Annotated in this window: 22 protein-coding genes; 12 read left to right on the forward strand and 10 right to left on the reverse strand. The window is 65.0% G+C overall.

Annotation, left to right across the window (positions count from 1 at the left end; translation table 11 throughout):
* Positions 1 to 31: 31 nt before the first annotated feature.
* The 4 genes from AX672_RS04575 (at position 32) to AX672_RS04590 (ending at position 2,836) form a co-directional block, all read left to right on the forward strand.
* Positions 32 to 1,258 (forward strand): Coenzyme F420 hydrogenase/dehydrogenase, beta subunit C-terminal domain, encoded by a 1,227-nt coding sequence (locus AX672_RS04575; protein WP_066648938.1) that lies wholly within the window; start codon positions 32 to 34, stop codon positions 1,256 to 1,258.
* Positions 1,255 to 1,689, forward strand: coding sequence for a hypothetical protein (locus tag AX672_RS04580; protein WP_066648941.1), 435 nt, complete (start codon positions 1,255 to 1,257; stop codon positions 1,687 to 1,689). The genes AX672_RS04575 and AX672_RS04580 overlap by 4 nt, the downstream gene beginning before the upstream one ends.
* 43 nt (positions 1,690 to 1,732) lie before the next feature.
* The gene (locus AX672_RS04585; RefSeq protein ID WP_066648944.1) at positions 1,733 to 2,176 is read left to right on the forward strand and encodes a MarR family winged helix-turn-helix transcriptional regulator; all 444 of its coding nucleotides are present in this window, start codon (positions 1,733 to 1,735) and stop codon (positions 2,174 to 2,176) included.
* Positions 2,177 to 2,245: 69 nt separating this feature from the next.
* Positions 2,246 to 2,836 carry a hypothetical protein gene (locus AX672_RS04590; RefSeq protein WP_168727332.1) on the forward strand — a complete coding sequence of 197 codons (591 nt, stop codon included), beginning with the start codon at positions 2,246 to 2,248 and terminating at the stop codon, positions 2,834 to 2,836.
* Here the strand turns inward: AX672_RS04590 and rimO are convergent.
* Complete coding sequence (gene rimO, locus AX672_RS04595; protein WP_066648990.1) at positions 2,833 to 4,167, reverse strand: 30S ribosomal protein S12 methylthiotransferase RimO; 1,335 nt, start codon at positions 4,165 to 4,167, stop codon at positions 2,833 to 2,835. The two genes, AX672_RS04590 and rimO, sit on opposite strands and share 4 nt — an antisense overlap.
* A 42-nt stretch (positions 4,168 to 4,209) precedes the next feature.
* Here rimO and AX672_RS04600 point away from each other — a divergent pair, with 42 nt between their 5' ends.
* The 3 genes from AX672_RS04600 to AX672_RS04610 are packed head-to-tail and all read left to right on the forward strand — an operon-like array spanning position 4,210 to position 7,102.
* Positions 4,210 to 4,758 (forward strand): DOMON-like domain-containing protein, encoded by a 549-nt coding sequence (locus tag AX672_RS04600; RefSeq protein ID WP_066648950.1) that lies wholly within the window; start codon positions 4,210 to 4,212, stop codon positions 4,756 to 4,758.
* The gene (locus tag AX672_RS04605) at positions 4,755 to 5,960 is read left to right on the forward strand and encodes an exo-beta-N-acetylmuramidase NamZ family protein (protein WP_066648953.1); all 1,206 of its coding nucleotides are present in this window, start codon (positions 4,755 to 4,757) and stop codon (positions 5,958 to 5,960) included. Before AX672_RS04600 ends, AX672_RS04605 begins: the two co-directional genes overlap by 4 nt.
* Positions 5,957 to 7,102 carry an aspartyl/asparaginyl beta-hydroxylase domain-containing protein gene (locus tag AX672_RS04610; RefSeq protein ID WP_066648955.1) on the forward strand — a complete coding sequence of 382 codons (1,146 nt, stop codon included), beginning with the start codon at positions 5,957 to 5,959 and terminating at the stop codon, positions 7,100 to 7,102. The genes AX672_RS04605 and AX672_RS04610 overlap by 4 nt, the downstream gene beginning before the upstream one ends.
* Here AX672_RS04610 and AX672_RS04615 read toward each other — a convergent pair.
* A complete protein-coding gene (locus AX672_RS04615) occupies positions 7,099 to 7,569 on the reverse strand; it encodes a hypothetical protein (RefSeq protein ID WP_066648957.1) in 471 nt (156 codons plus the stop codon). The genes AX672_RS04610 and AX672_RS04615 overlap by 4 nt on opposite strands.
* Before the next feature lie 226 nt (positions 7,570 to 7,795).
* Positions 7,796 to 7,921: a hypothetical protein gene (locus AX672_RS19180; protein ID WP_269454027.1), complete on the reverse strand. Its 126-nt coding sequence runs from the start codon at positions 7,919 to 7,921 to the stop codon at positions 7,796 to 7,798.
* A 172-nt stretch (positions 7,922 to 8,093) separates the two neighbouring features.
* On the opposite strand from AX672_RS19180, the gene AX672_RS04625 reads away from it, so the two are divergent.
* A complete protein-coding gene (locus AX672_RS04625) occupies positions 8,094 to 9,038 on the forward strand; it encodes a hypothetical protein (RefSeq protein WP_066648963.1) in 945 nt (314 codons plus the stop codon).
* Positions 9,039 to 9,053: 15 nt separating this feature from the next.
* On the opposite strand, the gene AX672_RS04630 is transcribed toward AX672_RS04625, so the two are convergent.
* Positions 9,054 to 10,232, reverse strand: a complete 1,179-nt coding sequence (locus AX672_RS04630) for a vWA domain-containing protein (RefSeq protein ID WP_066648966.1) — start codon at positions 10,230 to 10,232, stop codon at positions 9,054 to 9,056.
* Positions 10,233 to 10,359: 127 nt separating this feature from the next.
* On the opposite strand from AX672_RS04630, the gene AX672_RS04635 reads away from it, so the two are divergent.
* Positions 10,360 to 11,838 (forward strand): methyl-accepting chemotaxis protein, encoded by a 1,479-nt coding sequence (locus AX672_RS04635; protein ID WP_066648969.1) that lies wholly within the window; start codon positions 10,360 to 10,362, stop codon positions 11,836 to 11,838.
* 7 nt (positions 11,839 to 11,845) lie between these two features.
* Here the strand turns inward: AX672_RS04635 and AX672_RS04640 are convergent, their stop codons facing one another.
* Complete coding sequence (locus tag AX672_RS04640) at positions 11,846 to 12,394, reverse strand: CHAP domain-containing protein (RefSeq protein ID WP_372587565.1); 549 nt, start codon at positions 12,392 to 12,394, stop codon at positions 11,846 to 11,848.
* A 160-nt stretch (positions 12,395 to 12,554) separates the two neighbouring features.
* On the opposite strand from AX672_RS04640, the gene AX672_RS04645 reads away from it, so the two are divergent.
* The gene (locus AX672_RS04645) at positions 12,555 to 13,385 is read left to right on the forward strand and encodes a GDSL-type esterase/lipase family protein (RefSeq protein WP_066648979.1); all 831 of its coding nucleotides are present in this window, start codon (positions 12,555 to 12,557) and stop codon (positions 13,383 to 13,385) included.
* A gap of 2 nt (positions 13,386 to 13,387) precedes the next feature.
* On the opposite strand, the gene AX672_RS04650 is transcribed toward AX672_RS04645, so the two are convergent.
* From AX672_RS04650 to AX672_RS04660, 3 genes are all read right to left on the reverse strand, one after another.
* On the reverse strand, positions 13,388 to 14,260 hold the full coding sequence (locus AX672_RS04650; protein WP_066648980.1) for a DUF817 domain-containing protein: 873 nt from the start codon (positions 14,258 to 14,260) through the stop codon (positions 13,388 to 13,390).
* On the reverse strand, positions 14,257 to 15,111 hold the full coding sequence (locus AX672_RS04655) for an AAA family ATPase (protein ID WP_066648991.1): 855 nt from the start codon (positions 15,109 to 15,111) through the stop codon (positions 14,257 to 14,259). Before AX672_RS04655 ends, AX672_RS04650 begins: the two co-directional genes overlap by 4 nt.
* Positions 15,112 to 15,193: 82 nt before the next feature.
* The gene (locus AX672_RS04660; protein WP_202189236.1) at positions 15,194 to 15,859 is read right to left on the reverse strand and encodes a DUF6975 family protein; all 666 of its coding nucleotides are present in this window, start codon (positions 15,857 to 15,859) and stop codon (positions 15,194 to 15,196) included.
* Positions 15,860 to 16,117: 258 nt separating this feature from the next.
* On the opposite strand from AX672_RS04660, the gene AX672_RS04665 reads away from it, so the two are divergent.
* Entirely contained in the window at positions 16,118 to 17,065 is a 948-nt protein-coding gene (locus tag AX672_RS04665; RefSeq protein ID WP_168727334.1) for a hypothetical protein, read from the forward strand.
* A gap of 34 nt (positions 17,066 to 17,099) precedes the next feature.
* Positions 17,100 to 18,320 carry a TonB family protein gene (locus tag AX672_RS04670; RefSeq protein ID WP_082730377.1) on the forward strand — a complete coding sequence of 407 codons (1,221 nt, stop codon included), beginning with the start codon at positions 17,100 to 17,102 and terminating at the stop codon, positions 18,318 to 18,320.
* Positions 18,321 to 18,405: 85 nt separating this feature from the next.
* Here AX672_RS04670 and rpoD read toward each other — a convergent pair whose 3' ends face one another.
* Together rpoD and dnaG are read right to left on the reverse strand one after the other, a co-directional pair.
* Positions 18,406 to 20,436 (reverse strand): RNA polymerase sigma factor RpoD, encoded by a 2,031-nt coding sequence (gene rpoD / locus AX672_RS04675; RefSeq protein ID WP_066648984.1) that lies wholly within the window; start codon positions 20,434 to 20,436, stop codon positions 18,406 to 18,408.
* Positions 20,436 to 22,322, reverse strand: coding sequence for a DNA primase (gene dnaG, locus AX672_RS04680; RefSeq protein WP_066648985.1), 1,887 nt, complete (start codon positions 22,320 to 22,322; stop codon positions 20,436 to 20,438). The genes rpoD and dnaG overlap by 1 nt, the downstream gene beginning before the upstream one ends.
* Positions 22,323 to 22,335: the final 13 nt, after the last annotated feature.

The following is a 22,335-nucleotide window of genomic DNA, read 5'->3' on the forward strand; positions in this document are numbered from 1 at the left end:
GCTGCCCATAATTGGCAAGCAAGGAGACGGCATGACGGCTGCATCGGATACTTCGACCGGCATCGCCGCGCCAGCCTTTGGCCCCGCCGCACCCCGCGACCTCTGCACCGACTGCGGCATTTCGCGCAGCAGCGACCCCAAGCGCTGCGGCGCTGCCTGCCAGTTCATCAAGCCCGATTATCCGGCAATGGAAGCGCGCGTCCACGGCCGCGCCCGCGATCCGGCGAAGGGCGACGAGCTGTTCTTCGGCCCGTTCCAGCGCATGGTCAAAGCGCGGCTCGTGAGCCCGCGCGAGGGCGCGCAATGGACCGGAATCACCAGCCGCCTCGGCGAGCGGCTGCTGCAGACGGGCGCGGTCGATGCCGTGCTGACGATGGCGCCCGACCCCGCAGACAAATGGCGCCCGGTGCCGGTGCTCGTCACCAAGGCGGAGGGGATGGCGCAGGTGCGCGGCATGCGGATGGGCTATGCGCCGCTGCTGGCGCTGCTCGAACCCGCACGCGCGGCGGGGCATCGGCGGATCGCGGTGATCGGCATCCCGTGCCAAGTTTACGCGCTCCGCCGGATCGAGGCCGAGCTGGGGTTCGACCGCCTCTACGTCATCGGCACGCCGTGTTCGGACAATACGACGACCGCGCATTTCCACGAATTTCTCGCGCTGCTGTCGGACGCGCCCGAAACGATCACCTATCTCGAATTTCGCGCCGATTATCATGTCGAGCTGCGCTTCGCCGACGGGCGGCACAAGGCGATCCCGTTCCTGCAACTGCCGCTCGCCGATCTGCGGCCCGATTTCTTCCCGATGACGTGCAAGACCTGCGTCGATTACACCAACGTCCTCGCCGATGTGACGGTCGGCTATATGGCGGGACAGGGGCAGCAATGGCTGATCGTCCGCAATGCGCGCGGCGAGGAGCTGGTGGGCCTGCTGGGCGACGAGTTGGAAACCGCCTCGCTCGAAAGCCATGGCAAGCGCGCGGGGCCGGTCAAGGGCTTCATCGTCAATACCGAATTGGCGGCCGGCGGCCTGCCGCTGCGGCGGATGCCCAAGCCGCTGCGCCGCATTTTCGGCTGGCTGATGCCGAGGGTCGGCCCGCGTGGTCTCGAATTCGCCCGCGCGCGACTGGAGATGAAAGCGGTCGAGACCGTGCTCCACCTCCGCCGCAGCCATCCGCGCCGGATGAAGACGATGATCCCCGACCATGTCTGGAAGCTGGTCGAACCCTATGGGATCAAGCCCGAGCCGGGTGAGCGATGACGGCGGCTCGGCGGCGTATCATCGTCTGGGCGATCGTACTGGGCTATGCGGTCTCGCTCGCTCTGCCAGCGGTCCAGACCGACGCGGCGGACACCGCGCGGATGCCAGGCTGGATGATGCTCGTGTTCGGCGGGCTGTTCTGGTGGATGGTGCCGACGATCGGCTGGTTTGCGAACCTCGCTGTGCCGACCGCGCTCGTCGCCTTACGATGGCGCTTGCCGCGCTGGTTTGGCGCGCTTTCGTTGCTGTTGACCGCAGCGACTTTGGTCGAAGCGATGCGCTGGTCGACGATTCCCACCACCACCGCGAAGGTCGAAATCGTCACGCGCCACTACAGCGGCTACTACCTGTGGTTGGCCGTGATCCTCGCTAGTGCGGTCGTCATCGGTCTGCAGACAGCGTGGCGCGGGCAGGCACGCAGCGTCTCCTGATTGTGGACTTGACGATATGTGTAAATGCACCTATCTACCGCGCATGGCTGACACCGATCTCATTCCCGCCACGCAACTCAGCGCCGAATGCGTGTGCCTCAACGTCCAGCGCGCGGCGCGGCGCGTGGCGCGACGCTATGATGCAGCATTTAAGCCACTTGGGATTACATCGGGCCAGTTCACCATTCTTGGCGCGCTGAATCAGCCGCAACCGGTCACGCTCGGCGACCTTGCCCATATCCTTGGGATGGAGCGGACGACGCTGACGCGCAATCTGGTGCCGCTCGAAGCGGCGGGGTTGCTGCGGTCATCGGCAGTCGAAGGCGATGCGCGTGCGCGGGCGCTGGCGCTGACGGATGCTGGGCGGGCGCGATTCGCAGCCGCGACACCGATCTGGCACGGGCTGCAAGCCGAACTCACCGCGCCGATGCACGACAATGGCTGGTCGGCCACGCGGCGAGCGCTGGCGACGCTTGGCCCCGGGTGAGTTTGGCGACCTGTCGCCCTTTTTTTGGCGAAGAAAGTGTAATTACACTTTCATAGAAGGAGAAGAACGATGTCTTCGATACCGTTACAAGGCTCTGTATCCAATCGTTTGGTCGCCGCTGGTCTGGCCCTGTGGGGTGGGGCTGTCGCGATTGCCGCGAGCACCGGCCTGCTCGCGCAGGTGCCGCCGCGCGCGATTGCCGGGCTGGTGGTGCTCGGCGTGACCTTGCCGACTTTGGCCTATGCCGCCAACGCCGCCGTCCGCGAGTGGGTCGAAAATTTCGGCATCCGGCGGCTGACGCTGTTCCATTCGTGGCGGATCGTCGCGGCGATCCTGTTCTTCGGCTATGGCGCCGCCGGGCTGCTACCGCCGCTGTTTGTCGAGCGCGCCGCCTGGGGCGATTTGATCGCGGGATTGCTCGCCGTCGCCGTCGTCGTAATGCCCTTCGCCCGCTGGCGCTATGCCGCGATGCACATCTTCGGCTCGATCGATTTCGTGACCGCTGTTGGCACCGGGCTCTATTTCACGCTTAGCGACCCGGCTTCGATGATCCAGATCCGCTATCTGCCGCTTGCGCTGATCCCGATGTTCGGTGTCGCCCTGTCGGGGGCGACGCATCTGATCGCCTTCGACCTGCTGCGCCGTGGCAAGACGGCCTAAGCGACCGGTACACCGTAGAGATCGTGCTCGTCGGCATCCTCGATGACGACGGGCACGATGTCACCCGGCGCAAGGTACCCCGCGTCGCGCAGATGGACCTCGCCGTCGATCTCGGGCGCGTCGGCTTGGCTGCGTCCGGTCGCGCCGCCGGTCTCGTTGTCGACCAGGTCGATGATCACCGGCAATGTCCGCCCGACCTTCGCGGCGAGCTTCTCCGCCGAAATACGCGCGGTCAGCGCCATCAGCCGGGCGTAGCGTTCTTCCTTCACATCCTCCGGCACTGGATCGGGCAAGGCATTCGCCGCCGCGCCTTCGACCGGCTCAAAGCGGAACGCGCCGACGCGGTCGAGCTGCGCTTCCTCGAGCCAGTCCATCAGATAGGCGAAGTCATCCTCGGTCTCGCCGGGGAAGCCGACCACGAAGGTCGATCGGATCGCGATGTCGGGGGCAATGCTGCGCCAGTTGCGGATGCGCTCAAGCACCTTGGCCTCGTTCGCCGGGCGCTTCATCAGCTTGAGCACCTTGGCGCTGGCGTGCTGGAACGGGATGTCGAGATAGGGGGTGATCAACCCCTCGGCCATCAGCGGAATGACCTGGTCGACATGCGGATAGGGATAGACATAGTGGAGCCGCACCCATGCGCCCAGCGACCCCAGTTCGCGCGCCAGATCGGTCATGTGCGCGCGCACCTCGCGGCCATGCCATTCGCGGGGCTGATGCCGGATGTCGACGCCGTACGCCGAGGTGTCCTGGCTGATCACCAGCAATTCGCGCGTGCCCGCCGCGACGAGCTTTTCGGCTTCGCGCAGGATCGCATCGGGGCGGCGGCTGACGAGATCGCCGCGCAAGCTCGGGATGATGCAGAAGGCGCAGCGGTGGTTGCAGCCTTCCGAGATCTTCAGATAGCTGTAATGGCGCGGCGTCAGCTTCAGCCCGCTTTCGGGCACGAGATTGAGGAACGCGCTCGGCGGCATCGGGGCGGCTTCGTGGACTGCACCGACGACTTCCTCATACTGATGCGCGCCGGTCACCGCGAGCACGTTTGGGAATTTGGCGCGAATCAGCTCCGCTTCCTTGCCCATGCAGCCGGTGACGATGACGCGGCCATTTTCGGCCAGCGCCTCGCCGATCGCTTCGAGCGACTCTTCCTTGGCGGAATCCAGAAAGCCGCAGGTGTTGACGAGCACGACATCGGCGCCGGCATAGTCGCCCGACAGGGCATAGCCATCGCTGCGCAACTTTGTCAGGATGCGCTCGCTGTCGACGAGGTTCTTGGGACAGCCAAGCGAGACCATGCCGATCTTCGGCGGGGAGGGGAGTATCGTTGCCATGGGATGCCGCGCATGTAGCGATTCGGCGCGCGATTTCATAGAGTGACGCAAGCGCACGCTTTCCGGCTGCGGCCGCACCCCAGCAATCCGGGCGACGCGATCCGCGAAATCGTCGCGCTGGTGCGCCGCCACGACGACATTCTCTCGATCAGTTTCCGCACGCTCGGGCGACGCGAGGAAGTGCGCTGGCCGATCGCGCTGCCACCTGGATTCAGCGACGGGCTGTGGCAGCATAGCTGCTTCGAAGCCTTTGTCGGAGTCGCGGGCGATCCGGCCTATGTCGAGCTCAACATGGCGCCATCGAAGCGCTGGGCGGCCTATCGTTTCGACGATTACCGCGCCGCGATGCGCCGGGCCGACACCGAGCCGCTGCGTCCCTTCATCTGGTTCGAATTCGATACCACGCTGATGGCCCGCTGGCGGGTAGGGGACCTCCCTGCGGACGCGGCCTGGCAATTGGGCCTGAGTGCCGTGATCGAAACGCGCGACGGCGCGAAGAATTATTTCGCACTGGGCCATGCGCCCGGCAATCCCGATTTCCACAACCGGGATTGCTTTATCGCGACCCTCCCGGCACCTGAGCCGTCATGAACTTCGGTATCGATCGCCTGCTCGCCGACCCTGAACTGCGTAAGCCGCTGGAGGGGAAGCGCGTCGCGCTGCTCGCGCATCCTGCTTCGGTCACTGCCGACCTGACCCATTCGCTCGATGCGCTCGTCGCCTGCGGTCTCAATGTGTCGGCGATGTTCGGGCCGCAGCACGGCGTGCGCGGTGACTTGCAGGACAATATGATGGAGTCGCCTGACTTCACCGACCCGCGCTACAACATTCCCGTCTTCAGCCTGTACGGCGAAGTCCGCCGCCCCACCGGCCAGTCAATGGGCACCTTCGACGTGATGCTGGTCGATCTGCAGGATCTCGGCACGCGCATCTACACCTTCATCACGACGCTGCTTTACGTGCTCGAAGCTGCCGCCCAGCACGGCAAGGCCGTGTGGGTGCTCGATCGCCCCAATCCCGCCGGCCGCCCGGTCGAGGGGCTCACCCTGCTGTCCGGCTGGGAAAGCTTCGTCGGGGCGGGGCCGATGCCGATGCGCCACGGGCTGACGCTCGGCGAGATCGGCCACTGGTTCGTCGATCACTACCAGCTCGACGTCGATTACCGCGTGATCGAGATGGAGGGCTGGGCACCCGATGCCGCCCCCGGCTTCGGCTGGCCCGCCGATCGCGTCTGGATCAATCCCAGCCCCAATGCCCCCAACGTCAACATGGCGCGCGCTTATCCCGGCACGGTGATGCTCGAAGGGACGACCTTGTCCGAGGGGCGCGGCACCACTCGCCCGCTCGAGCTGTTCGGCGCCCCCGATCTCGATGCCGCCGCCGTGATCGCCGAAATGCAGCGGCTCGCGCCCCAATGGCTGGCGGGCTGCACGCTGCGCAACATCTGGTTCCAGCCGACTTTCCACAAGCATGTCGGGCAGTTGTGCAACGGCGTTCACATCCATGCCGAAGGCCCGCGCTATGACCACGCCGCCTTCAGGCCGTGGCGCGTGCAGGCGCTCGCCTTCAAGGCGATCCGGTCGCTACGGCCCGATTACGACCTCTGGCGCGATTTCCCTTACGAATATGAATTCGGCAAGCTGGCGATCGACGTCATCAACGGCGGTCCGGGCCTGCGCGACTGGGTCGATGATGCGGCGGCCACGCCGGGTGACCTCGATGCTCTAACCGGTCCCGATGAATCCGCCTGGGCCGAACTGTCCGAAGCATACCATCGGTACGCCACAGCATGACCGATCGCGCCCGGCTCGAAGCGATGGTGCATGCCGCCGCGACTGCGCTGCAGGCTGGAAATCATGCCGAGGCTCGGCGCCTGCTCGAACAGGTGATGGCGGCCACGCGCGGCAACATCCAGATCTGGCTGATGCTGGCGATAGCGGCGCGCGGGATGGCCGACTGGCCGGCGGCAGAGCAAGCGGCCGAACGCGTGCTTGCCAGCGACCCGCAAAACATCCGGTCGCTGATCGTCAAGGGCGATGCCCGCGCGGCGCTCGCCGACCCCCGCGGGGCAACGCGTTTCTATGATCAGGCCGTCAAGCTGGCCGAGGGGCGCGCGATGCCGGGCGACCTGACCGCCGAAGTGGCGCGTGCGCGCGATGCGTCGCAAGGCTTTGCGACGGCGTTTCGCCGGCAGCTCGAAGCAGGGCTGGCAGCGGCTGCCATCCCGCGGTCGCGCCGCTTTCAGCACGCGCTCGACCTGCTGTTCGGTGAAAAACAGATTTATCAGCAGCAGCCCAAGATGTTCTATTTTCCCGAATTGCCGCAACGGCAATTCTACGAGCGCGAAGAGTTCGACTGGGTGCCCGCGCTGGAGGCAAAGACCGCCGAAATTGGTGCCGAGCTCGACCGTATCCTTGCCGATCGTTCGGGCTTTCGGCCCTATCTGGTCACCGATCCCAACAGCCCGCGCAAGGAATTCCACGGGCTGAATGACAATCCGGACTGGAGCTCACTCTACCTGCACGAAAATGGTGAGGCCGTTGCCGCGAACGTCGCCCGCGCACCAGTTACCTATGCAGCGATGCGGGCGTTGCCATTGTGCCGCATCACCACGCGCGCGCCGACAATCATGTTCTCGCTGCTGAAGGGCGGCGCGCGCATCCCGGCACACACCGGGATGCTCAACACTCGGCTGATCTGTCATTTGCCGCTGGTCGTGCCGCCGGGCTGCGGCTTTCGCGTTGGCAATGAGGTGCGCGAATGGGAAGTCGGCAAGCTGCTGATCTTTGACGACACGATCGAGCACGAGGCCTGGAACGACAGCGATCAGGACCGTGTCGTGCTGATCTTCGATGTCTGGCGCCCCGAACTGACCGCTGACGAGCGGGTCGCCGTCGAGGCGATATTTGCCGAGATCGACCGGGGGCAGGGTTAAGCCGGCGCCACCTGATCGAGCAGCCGGTCGATCGTGCCCTGCACCCGCGCCAGATCGTCACGCAGCGAACGCAGCTGGTCGAGCGGCGGCAGCGCATCGATCGGGCGGCGGCGACGGAACGGGCCGCGGAACAGCCGGTCGAGGATTACCATCGCGCGACTGCGCGGCTTCGTCAGCGCGCGGTGACGCGGCAGCGGCGTCAATTGCGGGTCGTCGAGCGCGGCGACCACTGGTTCTGCGGGTGGGGCGGGCGGCTCCACCGCGACCGGGTGCGCCACCAAATGCTCCGCGATCGTCGAGGTGGGGAGTGGTTGCGTCACCACCGGCCCGCGCCGCCGCGCCGCCTTGGCTTGCGCGCGGCGTTCCTGACGGCGGCTCTGGCGACTGATTGGCGCGCGTTCGACCAGCGGTTCGGCGGTGTCAGGCAGGGGGATGGCGCTGCGTTCGCTAGGCCGGGGCGGGGTCACCGGCGGGCGTTGCGGAGGCGCCCCGGCCCCGGAAGCGTTACGAACACGATGCGATTGGCGCTGGCGCGCACGAGCCTGCTTCATGATCTTCCCCCCGCTGTGAATGTCGTTTCGGCGTCTCCTGAAATCTCGCGCGCACTATCGCACAGCGCGCGACTCGCGTGAATCGGGGCGGTTGCCGGTTTGCGGCGGAACGAATCAGCGGCGCGGCGAAGCGAGTCGCGCGCTATGCGCCCGATGAGTCTGCTGCGGAATCGCGATCGGTGAGGCTGACATAGCCGAGCACCAGTGCGAAAATCGTGACCGCGGCGGCGGCCAGCGCGAGGAAGGGTTGGTCGAAAAGCTGGGTCATCGAACGGCTCCGGTCGTTAGGATCGGCGCCTTTATCGACCCGAATGGTGCCGCCGACTTTGACGCCGGTCAAAATGCCGCGTTGAGGTCAGGCCAGCCGTCGCTGCCCACAAATCGGTCCTTGCGCGCTTGCAGAACTTCCGAAGATTCCTGAAACCATTACAGGCGACCAAATGCAGGAACGACGCAACATCATGGCACTCACGATGGCGGGACAGCGGGGACGTGGCTGGACGGCGCTGTTTTGCCTGCTGGTATCGAGCCCCGGGCTCGCTCAGGACCGCCCGCCACCCGCACCTGCAGCGGCGCCATCTTCCGAAGCGAAGGCGCCTGCCAAGCTGGAGAAACCTGCTCCCAACGCCGCCGACGTCGTGGTCGAGGCGCGCCGCGTTACCGATCGCAAAGCGATCCAGCGCTTCGTCAGTGAAATCACCGCGCCCAAAGTCGGTCAAATCGCGCGATATCACCAGCCGCTCTGCCCGACGGTGGTCGGCATCGCCAGTGAATATGGCGATCTTATCCGCCGTCGGATCATCGAGATCGCCCGACGGGTGCGCATCCCGGTCGATCAGTCGCCGCGCTGCTTGACCAATTTTCTGCTGGTCATCGCCCCTGACGTGAGTGGCTTTATCCGTGACGCCCGCAAAAGCGGGCCCGGCTGGTTTGGCGGGATGGAGCCAGCGGATATCGACCGGCTCGAACGGTCAACCGCGCCGGTGCGGGCATGGAGCACGACCTCGCTTCGCAACGAAAGCGGTCGGCAAGTGGGCAGCGAAGGCACGCTCCTAACGCACACGGCATCGCTGATCGACGAAGTGACCACGCAATATCTCGATGCGTCCTTCGTGATCATCGATCGTGAAGCGACCTATGGTCTGACGCTCCGGCAAATTGCCGATTATGCGGCGATGCGCGGGCTTGCGCAGACGCAGGTGCCGACGGGGCAGACGAGAATGGCGACCATCCTCGGGCTGTTTGAAGCGACCGGCAATGGTCGTCCCCCCGAGATGACCCGAACCGACCTCATCTATCTGCAATCACTGTATAAGGAAAAAGGATTCGTCAAAGGCGTGTACGAACGCAACCGCATCGCCGCAGAACTGGCGCGGCAGGAATAGCGCGTCTACCCGGCCTCAACGCTTGCGGGTCAGCTCGCGCATCGCTTCGTCGAGCCCGACGAGCGTCAGCGGGTACATGCGATCGCCGACCAGCTCGCGGACGATGCGGATCGACTGCGAATAGCCCCATTGCTCAGCGGGGATCGGGTTGAGCCACACCGTCGCCGGATAGGTCGTCGTCAGCCGGTGGAGCCACACCGCGCCCGATTCCTCATTGAAATGCTCAACCGAACCGCCCGGATGGGTGATCTCATAGGGGCTCATCGACGCATCGCCGACGATCACCAGCTTATAGTCGTGCCCATATTTGTGGAGCACGTCCCACATCGGCGTGCGCTCGCTGAACCGCCGCCGATTGTCCTTCCAGACGCCCTCATAGGGGCAATTGTGGAAGTAGAAGAATTCGAGGTTCTTGAACTCGGTCGTCGCCGCCGAGAACAGCTCCTCGCACAGCTTGACCCAAGGGTCCATCGAGCCGCCGACGTCGAGGAACAGCAGCAGCTTGACGGCATTGTGCCGCTCGGGCCGCATCACCACGTCGAGCCAGCCCTGCCGCGCGGTGCCGTCGATCGTCGCGTCGATGTCGAGCTCGTCGGCGGCGCCTTCGCGGGCGAAGCGACGCAGGCGGCGCAGCGCGATCTTGATGTTGCGCGTGCCGAGTTCGCGGGTGTTGTCGAGATTGCGGAACTCGCGCTGGTCCCACACTTTCAGCGCGCGCTTGTGCTTGCTCTCGCCGCCGATCCGCACGCCTTCGGGGTTGTAGCCCGAATTGCCATAGGGCGAGGTGCCGCCGGTGCCGACCCATTTGTTGCCGCCCTGGTGGCGGCCCTGCTGCTCGGCGAGGCGTTCCTTCAGCGTCGCCATGATCTCGTCCCACGAGCCAAGCGACTTGATCGCTTCCATCTCCTCGGGCGTCAGGTATTTTTCGGCGACCGCGCGCAGCCAGTCCTCGGGAATGGCGGCGCCTTCGGTAGCGTAGCTGGCGGCGATGCCGCGAAACACCTTGGCGAAGACCTGGTCGAACTTGTCGAGCAGCCCTTCGTCCTTCACGTAAACCGCGCGCGACAGGTAATAGAAATCCTCGGGCGTGCGATCGATCACCTCCGCCGACAGCGCTTCGAGCAGGATCAGATGCTCCTTCATGCTCGCCGGAATGCCAGCGGCGCGAAGCTCGTCGAGGAAGTTCAGAAACATTCGCCATTCATGCCCCGGCCCGTCCGGTAGCGCAATGGCGCCTCCGCGCGATCCGGGCTGTCCCTACGCCTTAAGGACGAATTTACCTTGGCCGATTATCGCCGAGATTGGAGGGACGCTCGCACTGATGGATCAGTCGGAACGAATCGAGGCGGTCATCGTCGATGTCGCGCGCCAGTGCGGGGCACTGGTGATGGAATGCGCCGATGTCGGCGGCCATGTCGCGGTCGCGAGCGACCAGATCGACCGCACGATCGCCGATCTCGACGAATTCGACTCGGTTGCCGACGCGCTCGCACGCGACCATGCCAGCGTCGCGACCGCGATTGGTGAGGCGCGCGCCCTGACGGCACGAGCGAAGACCCAGCTGACGCAGGGCACTGCCGCCATCGTCGAGGCGATCGGCGGCTTCGGCGATGTTTCCGAACGGATTGTCCAGCTCAGCACGCGCGTGGCACGCATGGCGGAAGCACTCGAACAAGTGCAGCAAGTTTCGCAATTGATCGGCGGCATTGCCCAGCAGACCAATATGCTCGCGCTGAACGCCGCAATTGAGGCCGCGCGCGCGGGCGGGCAGGGGAGCGCTTTCGCGGTCGTTGCCAATGAGGTCAAACGGCTGGCGCAGCATACCCGCGATGCCACTCAGCGGATCGACCGCACCGTCGGCGCGCTTGCCGAGGAGGCCAATGCCTTCACCCGCGAAGTCACCGATGGCGCTGCCCAGGGCCGGGCTGCGGTCGACCGTTTCGGCGTCATTCGCTCGACCGTCGCCGATCTTGGCACGATCGTCGCGCGCGTTGACGAACAGACCGACGGTATCGCCGCCAGCAGCGCCCAGATGCAGCGCAGCATCGCCGCTGCGCAAAACGGGCTTGCACTGTCGGCGCGGGCGACCCGCGAAAATGGGCGAGCGCTGCGCAAGGCGCGCGGACGGCTCGAAGGACTCGAATCCGCCTGTAACCTGATGCTCGACCAGCTCGCGCATTCGGGCGTCACGATCGATGATACGCCGCTGATCGAACGCGCCAAGGTAATCGCTCGCGAGATCACCGATGTGGTGGAACGCGCGATCCGGCGCGGCGAGATCGGCATGGCGGATGTCTTTGACACCGATTACCGCCCAATTCCGGGCACCGACCCGGTCCAGCACAATGTCCGCTTCTGCGATTTCGCCGACCGGTACATCCGCCCGATCCTCGACCGTGTGACGCGCGAGATCGACAAGTCGATCGGATCGGTGATCAGCAATGTCGACGGCTATCTGCCGACGCACCTGACGCTGCGGTCACAGCCGCAGGGGCCGGATCGCGAGTGGAACAATACCTGGTCGCGCAATCGCCGTCATATGGGACTCGACGATGCAACCGGCCGCGCGGTGGCCAGCGAGGCGCCAGCGATGCTCAGCTGCTATTGCATGGCGCTGGGGCATGAGGAGTTTTTGCCGCTCAAGACAGTGTTCGTACCGCTGCGCTTCAACGGCCGCCGCTGGGGCAATTACGAGCTTGCCTATGTCGATACGCTTAGCCCGAGGGCGGAATCGATTTCGCAGGAAGCACTTGAGGCGAGCCTTGCGATGATGCGCGGCCAGACCAGCCTCGCAGCTTGAACGCGCATCAGCGGTAAGCGTCGATCAGCGCGCCGACATAGTCGGGCTTGGCGCCCGTCATTTCGCGCGCCGGACGCGCCGGATCACCGCGCCCCGAAGCCGGCTTTCCATAAACGAAGCCATAGATGGGATAGACCGTCGACCCGAGCCCGGTCGCACCCTGGTACCATACTTTCACCGCGCTCCAGTCGTTGTCGGGCGATACGTCGGTCAGCGTCACGTCCTGCTCGACATGCCCGCGCTCGCCGTTCAGGCGCGACCAATTGGCATGCGTCACCATCAGCACGCGCCGGTCGACGATCCGGCTGACGACCGCGACATGGCCGCGCTGAAGCCGGGGCGAGCGCGCGAACACGATGACGCTGCCGACGCGGGGCGTCTCGCCGCGGGCATAGCGCCCCTCCGCCCGATCCCACCACGTCCAGGCATCGCCATAGATCTGGATGCCCGACGCCGCCCGCGCGAACGGCACGCATTCGCCGACATAATCAAGCAACGAAGCCGATGCCGGCGCCGTCGCCAGCAGCGCACATATTGCAAGAATCGGTACGGGCAATCGCATTTCCCCACGTTGCACCGGGTCGCGTAGCCGAAGCGTTGGCCGACTTGGTTAATCGGCGGACTTTTTTGCCGGTCGGCCGGGTGCATCAGGGACTTGCCAGCGCGCCGCGCTCGCCCGATGGCGGTGGCCTGGCGCCGCTGAAGGAACGCAAGCAATGCACGATCGATCCGGCTTTTGGTGGCGCGCGGCCGCGGCCCTTGCGATCACCGCAGCACCGACGGCAGCGACACCGCGCGACTTCAAGGCCGCGCAGCCGATCGAGCGGATCGATTATTGGCAGGAGCGCCAGCGCACGATCGCCGCAACGCTCGCCAACACGGCGAGCCTGCCGAGTTACCGGCTCGTCTTCATCGGTGATTCGATTACCGATTTCTGGCTGCTCGGCGCCAATCCCTGGGTTGCGGGCCAGCGCAATGGCCGCGCCGTTTGGGACGAAAGCTTCGCCGGCGCCGATCCTGCTTACAAGGCGCTAAACCTCGGCATTTCGGGCGACCGGACCGAGCATATCCTGCATCGGCTGTTGCCCAGGGCGGAGGGAGGTCTCGGCGAACTCGATCCGCCTGCGCTCGACCCCGACTATGTGATGGTCATGGCGGGCATCAACAACAGCTGGGGCGCCGAGCCGCCGGCTAGCGACAGCATCGTCGCTGGCGTGATCGCGATTGTCGATGCAGTCCACGCGCGCAAACCGAACGCGCGGATCATGCTCCAGTCGCTGCTGCCCAGCAACGAGGAGCCGCGTAACCGCGACGTCGTGCGACCGGTGAATGAGCGGCTGGCCGACATCGTCGGTCGGCCACCCTATTCGAGTTATGTCCGTTTTCTCGATCTCTATCCGGTGTTCGTCGATGCGCAGGGCGCGCAGATCGCGGGCTATTTCAATGACGGCCTGCACCCCAACGAAGCAGGGTATCGCCGTTGGCGCGACGTGCTGATGCGAGCGCTGTCGCGCGATCAGGCGCTGCACCCACGACGCCGGCGGTAGGGTCAGCTCGCGGGCTCACGCGGTGCTCGATCGTCCTCGTTTCGCTCGTGGAGTGCGGCGACCAGAACGAACGAGATGATCATGAGCAGATACCAGGCCCCGAGCTTTTCGGGCGACACCAGAGTCCAGCCATTGCGCTGTGCCGGATACAGCCATGCATGCGAGAGCGTGCCGAGGTTTTCAGCCAGCCAGATGAAGACGGCGACCAGAAACCAGCCCAGCAACAGCGGCATCCAGCGCGCCTTGCGAAACGGCGTGAAATAGACGCGCGTCCGCCAGAACAGCAGCCCGGTTGCGGCAAACAAGCCCAGGCGAATATCCGGCAGCCAATGGTGGGCGAAGAAATTGACATAGATCGCGACCGCCAGCGCATAGCTCGCCCAGCGCGGCGGATAGTGTGTGTAGCGGAACCGGAATATCCGCCACACGCGCGCGATATAGCTGCCGACGGCAGCATACATGAAGCCCGAGAACAACGGCACTGCGCCGATCTTCAGCACACCGGGCTCGGGATAGATCCACGACCCCGCGCTCGTCTTGAACAGTTCCATCACCGTGCCGATTACGTGGAACGCGAGGATCACCTTGGCCTCGCCAAGCGATTCGAGCCGGAACGCGATCATGCCGATCTGGATCGTCAGCGCCGCCAGCGTCAGAAAATCATAGCGCGCAAGCGGCATGTCCTTTGGATAGAACAGGAAAGTGCCCAGCAGCAGCGCAAGCATCAGCGCGCCGAACAGGCAGGCCCAACCCTGTTTAAACCCGAACAGGCAGAATTCGTATAGCCCCCCCTGCCAACCGGCGGTCGGCTGCGCCGCTTCGAGCCGGGCGCGGACACGGGCGAACCGCGTGGCGCCCGGCGGCTGCTCGCTCACCCCTTGTTCTGCTGCCGCTTGGCCATGAAGGCGAGCCGTTCGAACAGCATCACGTCCTGTTCGTTCTTCAGCAGTGCGCCGTGCAGCGGCGGGATCGCCTTGGTCGGATCGCGGTTCTGCAACACTTCGAGCGGCATGTCCTCGTGCAGCAAGAGCTTGAGCCAGTCGAGCAGCTCGCTGGTCGACGGCTTTTTCTTCAGGCCCGGCACTTCGCGCACGTCGTAGAAGATGTCCATCGCGCGGCTGACCAACAGCTTCTGGATGCCGGGAAAGTGGACGTCGATGATCGCCTGCATCGTGTCGCGGTCGGGGAATTTGATGTAGTGGAAGAAGCAGCGGCGCAGGAACGCGTCGGGCAGTTCCTTTTCGTTGTTCGAGGTAATGACGACGATCGGTCGTTCGACCGCGCGCACCGTTTCCTTGGTTTCGTAAACGTGGAATTCCATCCGATCGAGCTCTTGCAGCAGGTCGTTCGGAAATTCGATGTCGGCCTTGTCGATCTCGTCGATCAGCAGCACGGGCGCCTTGTCGCGCGTGAAGGCTTCCCACAATTTGCCACGGCGGATGTAGTTGGCAATGTCGTGGACGCGTTCGTCGCCGAGCTGGCCGTCGCGGAGCCGAGCGACCGCGTCATATTCATACAGGCCCTGTTGCGCCTTGGTGGTCGATTTGATGTTCCATTCGATCAGCTCGGCGCCGACGGCCTTGGCGATTTCGTGGGCGAGGACGGTCTTGCCGGTGCCGGGTTCGCCCTTCACCAGCAGCGGTCGGCGCAGCGTGACGGCGGCGTTGACCGCGACTTTCAGATCATCGGTCGCAACATAGTTGGCGGTGCCTTCAAAGCGCTTCATGGCCATCCCCGTTTTCGAATATCGGGTTTGGCATAGCGGCTTTGGCGGGCGCAGCACAAGCGCCGCCACGTGCAGCGAAGTCTCAGGCGTGGTTGCGGGCGATCGCGCGTGCTTCGAGCAGGTCCCACAGCCCGCGATGCTGCGCGAGCACCTGCTGCGCGCCGAACGCCATGGCGCGTTCGGCAGCGGGCCGCTCGCCGACGGCGGCAACCATGGTTGCGGTATCCTCGGCCAACGGTAACGTGCAGGCGCGGCAATCGATGCCGAGCCGTTCGGCGGCGGTTTCGAGCACGACGCGGACGGCGGTCCAATCGAGCACGAGCGCGACTGCGGCCCCGACCGCGCAGCCGTCACGGTCGGACTGGGCGAGCGTGTCGAGCGCGTGCCGCTGTGCGAGAATCGTCGCTTCCGATTCGGCCTGGCCCGGCGTCGACGGCAGCGGACCCGCGGCGGACGCAAGCTTGGCAAGCAGCGCGCGTTCGGCGGCAAAGCCATCGACGGCGGCGTCGAACCAGCCGGCACATTCGCCGTGGCGGTTACGCGCGGCCGCGTGATCGACCACGCCGGGCTGGCGCCCGTAAAGCATCCCGAGCGCATGGACGGCATCGGTCACATCGCGCGCGAGCGCGCCCGGTCGGGCGAGTCGGCTGCAGGTCGCGTGGTGCGCGCTGCCATCGCTGTCGACGAGGCCGACGAGCATGCTCCAGCCGGGGCCGAAATGCGCCGAAAACGCCGGATCGAGAGCCATGTTGCTACGCCACCTTTAAAAAAATCGAGCCGTTTCAAGCCGCCCGAGCGCCCTTGTGGAGTGAGGGTTATACCGAAGCGCGTAAAGACGGGGTTTATGACGTGTTTACTGCCGACAACCCGGTGCCGGAACGAGCCCATCCGAGGCGGTCGCGTCGCGACCGGGATCACACGCAGCAAGCAGCACGCTTGTTCGGCTCCGGTTCAGCCAAAGCGCGGCAGCGACATCGTTCGGGAGCAATGGAGGGACCTTCGGGTGGTGCAATCGAGACGTGCGGCAGTGCGGGCGACAATCGCCCTGTTGATCGGCGCAGCGAGTGCCCCGACGCCGGCAGAGGTCCCCGTATCAAGCGAACTCGTCACTTCCCCTGGCACGGATGTTGCCGCAACCATCGAAGGACAGCCGGTCAGCTTGCGCGTGTTGTCGGCTGGCCCGGACCGCCTTGTCATCAACGTGGCCTCAGCGGATCGGCTTGGCCTGAAGCCAGCGATATTGGTCGGTCGCGCCAATCTGAACGTCGCCGGGCGTCGCGAGTTCGAAGGCAAAAATCGTCCCGTCGATTTTACCGTTGGCGGCGCGAAGCAGAAGGGGCGGGCGCTCTGGTTTCCGACCGCGCCCCCCGTGCCCGGCGATGGAACGATTGGCCCGTGGGGCCTGCCGCAATCGCGCGTCACGCTGGTTTTCGGCCCAACCGAGGCTGCGACGCAGCGCCATGACTTCTCGCTGTTTGGCAGCGCCAACAGCGGCAGCGGCACGAGCTATCGCGAAGAAGGCTTCGGGCTTTACGCCGCTTTCGATCTCGATGATCCCGGCGCCTATCCGATTGCATCGGCGGCAGCCGGGGCTGCGATCGCCAAGGCTTATGGCGGGCAGCTGGGCGGGCCGAGCTGGGACGTTGAAATCCTGTTCGGCATCAAGCGACCGGTACGGCTGATGACGCTGGCGCGGCCGTTCAAATTCGGACCGCTCAGCTTCACGAAGATTGCGGTGCGGGTGCGCGACCGGATCGACGCAGCCGGGCGCGGCGAGGAAATCAAGGACGCCGACCGGATCGAAGATCCTTCCGAAGTCGTGGTGACTGCCACGGCCAAGGGGCGCCCGCCGATCTTCAGCATGACCATCCCGCGCGCTGCGATGCCGGATTGTTCGCGGCTGACGTTCGACAAGGGGCTGAAGCGGATCGAACTCTGGTGCAAGCCGACCTGATCCGTTAATCTGATTGGACAGCTTGAGGGGCGAAATGAAGCGATTGGCGGCGATTGCAGGACGGGTGCTGGCGTGCTGTTCTCTGATGGTGGCATTGTCACAACCGCTGGCAGCTCAGGGGGTTGGCTCGGGCACGCCGCCAAAGCCGCTGAACAGCTCGATTTGGATCAACTCGGAAGATTATCCGGAAAGGGCGAAGCGCGAGGGCGCTGAGGGAGTCGTCCAGTTTGCGGTCACTGTCGGCGTCGATGGCCGGGTCCAGCGCTGCGATATCATACGCTCAAGCGGCAGGACCGACCTTGATGAGAGGACCTGTGCGGTCGTCACCTTACGTGCGCGCTTCGCACCCGCGCTGGACGTCCAAGGCAAACCGACCGTCGGCGTCCACCGCAGGATGGTCAGCTGGAAGCTTGCGGACCCGCCGCCAGTCACCGCCACGACCACGACCGCTGCAAATGGCGTCCAGCCGCCGGTTCCCGTCGAGCCCGCCGTTTCGTCGCCAGTTGCAAGGCCCGTTGCAACGCCCGTGGTCAGCGTGTCACGCCCTCCCGTCGTCGGAGGCCCGCGATATGCGCTGGTTGTCGGCAACTCGCAGTACACGGGCGGCATGGGTGCGCTGGCAAATCCGGTTCGCGATGCCCAGCTCGTCGCCCAGGCCCTGCAACGGGCAGGTTTTTCAGTAGAAGTCGTAACGAACGCGAATCAACGCGCGCTGAAGTCGGCAATTGCGCGCTTCGGTCAGCGCCTGCTGGCCGCGGGGAAACAGTCGACGGGTCTGTTCTACTACGCGGGACATGGTGTCCAGTCGCATGGCGCGAACTATCTGATCCCGGTTGACGCCGCGCTCGAAACCGAGGCCGACGTCGATCTGGACGGCGTGTCCGCCGACACGGTGATCCGGCAGATGGCACAAGCCGGGGTTTCGACCAGCATCGTCATCCTCGATGCCTGCCGCAACATGCCGCTGACGCGCCAATTTCGTGCTGGCGACCGCGGTCTGGCACGTATGGAAGCGCCGAACGGGAGTTACATCGCCTATTCGACCGCCCCCGGCCAGACGGCCGCCGACGGAAATGGGACCAACAGCCCGTTCGCGCTCGCGCTTGTCGCTGAAATGGCCAAGCGCGACGAGCCGATCGAATCGATGTTCCGTAACGTCCGCAATGCGGTGTTCCGCGCGACCAACGGCAAGCAGACGCCATGGGATTCAAGCTCGCTGTTCGACAGCTTCGTGTTCACCCCGTCACCACGGTGACCACGAACGGGTGACGCCGCCAGCCACCCGTCCGTCATAGCCGCTGCAGAACCGGTTGCCCGGGCCACCAACGTGGGTCCGGCCATCACTGATCGAGGAACGACCGCATCTTGCGTGACCGGCTCGGGTGCTTGAGCTTCCTGAGCGCCTTCGCCTCGATCTGGCGGATGCGTTCGCGGGTCACGCTGAACTGCTGGCCGACTTCTTCGAGTGTATGGTCGGTGTTCATGCCGATACCGAAGCGCATCCGCAGCACGCGCTCCTCGCGCGGGGTAAGGCTAGCGAGCACGCGGGTGACGGTTTCCTTCAAATTGGCCTGAATCGCCGCATCGACCGGGATGACGGCGTTCTTGTCCTCGATAAAGTCGCCCAGATGCGAATCCTCCTCGTCGCCGATCGGCGTTTCGAGGGAGATCGGCTCCTTGGCGATCTTCATCACCTTGCGGACCTTTTCGAGCGGCATCGACAGCCGCTCGGCCATTTCCTCGGGCGTCGGCTCGCGGCCCTGCTCGTGCAGGAACTGGCGGCTGGTCCGCACCAGCTTGTTGATCGTTTCGATCATGTGCACCGGGATGCGGATCGTGCGCGCCTGATCGGCGATCGAACGCGTGATCGCCTGCCGGATCCACCAGGTCGCATAGGTGCTGAACTTGTAGCCGCGGCGATACTCGAACTTGTCGACCGCCTTCATCAGCCCGATGTTGCCTTCCTGAATCAGGTCCAGGAACTGTAGCCCGCGGTTGGTGTATTTCTTCGCGATCGAGATCACGAGGCGCAGGTTCGCTTCGACCATTTCCTTCTTGGCAATCCGCGCCTCGCGCTCGCCCTTCTGGACCATGTTCACGATGCGGCGGAATTCGGCGAGGCTCATGCCGGTCGCCTGGCTGATCTCGCTGATCTCCACGCGGATGCGGTCGACCGCGTCGCCCTCATTCTCGGCGAAAGCTTTCCACTTCTTGTCGACGCCGGCGACGCTCGCGACCCAATTTTCGTCGAGCTCGTTGCCGACATAGCGGTCGAGGAAGTCCTTGCGGCTGACCTTGTGGCGCTCGGCAAGCCGCAGCATCTGGCCGCCCAGCGCAGTGAGGCGCCGGTTGAAGCTGTAAAGCTGGTCGACGAGATATTCGATCTTCGCCTGATGGAACTGGACGCTTTCGACTTCCGCCGTCAGTTCTTCGCGCAGCTTCTGATATTTGCGCTCGTCCGCTGCCGACAATTCACCGCCCGCCGCCATCGCGTCGAGCCGTCCGGCCTGCATCTTCGAAAATTTCTTGTACAGCGCGGTGATCGACGCGAACTTTTCGAGCGCCTGCGGCTTCAGCTGCTCTTCCATCTGCGCGAGGCTGAGCGTGTTGTCTTCCTCATCGTCGTCCGAAGGACGCGGCGCGCGCCGCTCGGTCATCGACTCCTCGTCATCGTCGTCGACCGAAACTTCCTCGGGCTCTTCTTCGGCCTTGAACGACGGGCCGGCGTTCTTCTCGCTGATCTCGCCGTCGCCGCTGTCGTCGTCGGTCAGGCTTTCGGGCGCCGGGTCCTTCGAGAGCATCGCGTCGAGATCGATGATCTCGCGCAGCTGCATCGTGCCTTCGTTCAGGGCAGTCGACCAGTCGATGATCGCGTTGAAAGTGATCGGGCTTTCGCACAGCCCCAGAATCATCGTGTCGCGGCCGGCCTCGATCCGCTTGGCGATCGCGATTTCGCCTTCGCGGCTGAGCAGCTCGACCGCGCCCATCTCGCGCAGGTACATGCGCACGGGATCGTCGGTGCGATCGACCGTTTCCTTCTTCTTGGTTTCGAGCGCAGGCGCCGATTCCTCGGCCGAATCGACCGATTCGACTTCGTCATCGTCCTTGTCGTCGGCCTCGGCATCCTCGCCGACGTCTTCGTTTTCGACGATGTTGACGCCCATCTCGTTGAGCGCGGACATCACGTCTTCAAGCTGGTCCGAGGTCATCTGCTCCTGCGGCAGCGCCTCGTTCAGCTGGTCATAAGTGATGTAGCCACGCTTCTTCGCGCGGGCGACCAGCTTCTTGATCGACGCGTCGTTCAGGTCGATCAGCGGCGCATCGCCGACTTCAATCGTATCCTCGCCGCCGCCCGCATTCGCTTTCGCCATTAACTATCCTCGAGCCCCGTTGTTCGCCCATCTGTCCGGTCGTCTTCGTTCGCTTGGCACAGATTTGCAAGCCGTGCTTCCAATGCCTGCCGTTCAATCACCAGCGCTGCCTGCCGTTCCCATGCACCATCTTCAAAGCGCATCGCCGCAAGTGTCGCCTCCTGCAATGCGCTATCGACTTCGGGCCGGGCCGCCAGAATGGCGATTGCCTCGTCCAGATCGGCGCGTGCGCGATCCGGGTCGATTTCCTTCCGCGTGAAGGAATAGGGCGTGGCATCGGCCCGGAGAAGATCGCGCACGATCGGATCAAAACCGGATGTGGCCAATATGGTACGCAGGGCGTCGCTATCAAGCGCCGGATCGGCAACGACTGCATCGACCATCGCCGCGAACAGCGCGCCGAGTGCGCCGCCCGAGAATTTGAGCGCACCAATCACCTCGATGTGCCGCGCAATCTCGCCAGGGTGGCGGATCAGCCCGGCGAGCACGGGCTTGGCGAGTGCGGGGTCGATGCCGCTCTGCCGAATCGCCTGCGCCTTGGGGTGATCGCCGCCGATCGGCGCGGCGGGGCGCCATTTGGCAGACCTTGGGCCGCTCGCGGCGCGCGGTGCGTTCCACACCCGCGGGGCAGGAGCAAAATGCGCGTCGAAGCGGCGACGGAATTCGGCACGATATTCCTGACCGACGTTGGCGTCGACAATGGCGGCGGCGCGCTCGCCTAGGCGGGCCTTGAGACCTGCGCGTTCCTCGGGCGTGGCCAGCGGCTGCGCGGCGAGCTCGTCGGCCCATAGCCGGTCGACCAAGGGCTGGGTTTCGCCGAGCAGCTTATCCATCGCTGCGGCACCACTTGCGCGGATCACATCGTCAGGGTCCTGCCCCGGCGGCAGCGTGACGAAGGCGAGGCTGCGGCCTGGTGCCAGCATCGGCAGCGCACGATGGGCGGCGCGGATCGCCGCGCGTTGCCCCGCGCCATCGCCGTCGAAGCACAGCACCGGCACGTCGCTCAGCCGCCACAACCGTTCGAGCTGGGCTTCGGTCAGCGCGGTGCCCAGTGGGGCGACCGCTTCGTCGAACCCCGCCTGCGCGAGCGCGATAACATCCATATAGCCTTCGACGACGATCACCCGGTTTGCCTTGCGGCTCGCGGGCGCGGCGCGATCAAGATTGTAGAGCGTGCGTCCCTTGTCGAAGAGCGGGGTGTCGGGCGAGTTGAGATACTTCGGCTCGCCACTGCCGATCACGCGGCCGCCGAACGCAATCACGCGCCCGCGCGGATCGCGGATCGGGATCATCAGCCGCCCGCGAAACCGGTCATAAGGCTCTTTGTCGTCGACCTGAATCAACAGTCCGGCCTCGACCAGCATGGCGTCGCCGAACTCTTTCAGCGCGGTGCGAAGCTTGCCGCGCGCGTCAGGGGCATAGCCCATGCCGAACGCCTTCGCCGTCTCAGGGCGGATGCCACGCCGCTCGAGCAGCGTGCGCGCCTCGCTGCCCTCGATCCCGCCAAGCTGCGCGCTGAACCAGTCGGCGGCGGCCTGCATGACGTCGTGCAGCCCCTTGGCGCGCTCGGCACGCACGACCGAGGCGCGGTCCTGCTCGGGCATGTCGAGCCCGGCGGCAGCGGCGAGTTCCTTCACGGCATCGATGAACGGCAGCCCGCGCTGGTCGGTCATCCAACGGATCGCGTCGCCATGCGCTGAACAACCGAAGCAGTGATAAAAGCCCTTCTCGTCGTTGACGTAGAAGCTCGGGGTCTTTTCCTGATGGAACGGGCAGCAGCCTTTGTACTCGCGCCCCGCCTTGGTGAGTTTCATGGATTTGCCGACGAGCGTCGACAAGACGGTGCGCGCACGCAATTCGTCGAGGAAGGCGGGGGTGAGGGTCACTGACTCCCCCTCC

The organism is Sphingomonas sp. CCH10-B3 (genome assembly GCF_001556185.1).
Taxonomy (GTDB): domain Bacteria; phylum Pseudomonadota; class Alphaproteobacteria; order Sphingomonadales; family Sphingomonadaceae; genus Sphingomonas; species Sphingomonas aquatica.

What these genes read in the sequence shown, in the direction of transcription:
- AX672_RS04575 (WP_066648938.1), top strand. Translation starts at nt 32, where the DNA reads ATGACGGCTGCATCGGATACTTCGACCGGCATCGCCGCGCCAGCCTTT.
- AX672_RS04580 (WP_066648941.1), top strand. Translation starts at nt 1,255, where the DNA reads ATGACGGCGGCTCGGCGGCGTATCATCGTCTGGGCGATCGTACTGGGC.
- AX672_RS04585 (WP_066648944.1), top strand. Translation starts at nt 1,733, where the DNA reads ATGGCTGACACCGATCTCATTCCCGCCACGCAACTCAGCGCCGAATGC.
- AX672_RS04590 (WP_168727332.1), top strand. Translation starts at nt 2,246, where the DNA reads ATGTCTTCGATACCGTTACAAGGCTCTGTATCCAATCGTTTGGTCGCC.
- rimO (WP_066648990.1), bottom strand. Translation starts at nt 4,167, where the DNA reads ATGGCAACGATACTCCCCTCCCCGCCGAAGATCGGCATGGTCTCGCTT.
- AX672_RS04605 (WP_066648953.1), top strand. Translation starts at nt 4,755, where the DNA reads ATGAACTTCGGTATCGATCGCCTGCTCGCCGACCCTGAACTGCGTAAG.
- AX672_RS04610 (WP_066648955.1), top strand. Translation starts at nt 5,957, where the DNA reads ATGACCGATCGCGCCCGGCTCGAAGCGATGGTGCATGCCGCCGCGACT.
- AX672_RS19180 (WP_269454027.1), bottom strand. Translation starts at nt 7,921, where the DNA reads ATGACCCAGCTTTTCGACCAACCCTTCCTCGCGCTGGCCGCCGCCGCG.
- AX672_RS04625 (WP_066648963.1), top strand. Translation starts at nt 8,094, where the DNA reads ATGCAGGAACGACGCAACATCATGGCACTCACGATGGCGGGACAGCGG.
- AX672_RS04630 (WP_066648966.1), bottom strand. Translation starts at nt 10,232, where the DNA reads ATGTTTCTGAACTTCCTCGACGAGCTTCGCGCCGCTGGCATTCCGGCG.
- AX672_RS04635 (WP_066648969.1), top strand. Translation starts at nt 10,360, where the DNA reads ATGGATCAGTCGGAACGAATCGAGGCGGTCATCGTCGATGTCGCGCGC.
- AX672_RS04645 (WP_066648979.1), top strand. Translation starts at nt 12,555, where the DNA reads ATGCACGATCGATCCGGCTTTTGGTGGCGCGCGGCCGCGGCCCTTGCG.
- AX672_RS04655 (WP_066648991.1), bottom strand. Translation starts at nt 15,111, where the DNA reads ATGAAGCGCTTTGAAGGCACCGCCAACTATGTTGCGACCGATGATCTG.
- AX672_RS04660 (WP_202189236.1), bottom strand. Translation starts at nt 15,859, where the DNA reads ATGGCTCTCGATCCGGCGTTTTCGGCGCATTTCGGCCCCGGCTGGAGC.
- AX672_RS04670 (WP_082730377.1), top strand. Translation starts at nt 17,100, where the DNA reads ATGAAGCGATTGGCGGCGATTGCAGGACGGGTGCTGGCGTGCTGTTCT.
- rpoD (WP_066648984.1), bottom strand. Translation starts at nt 20,436, where the DNA reads ATGGCGAAAGCGAATGCGGGCGGCGGCGAGGATACGATTGAAGTCGGC.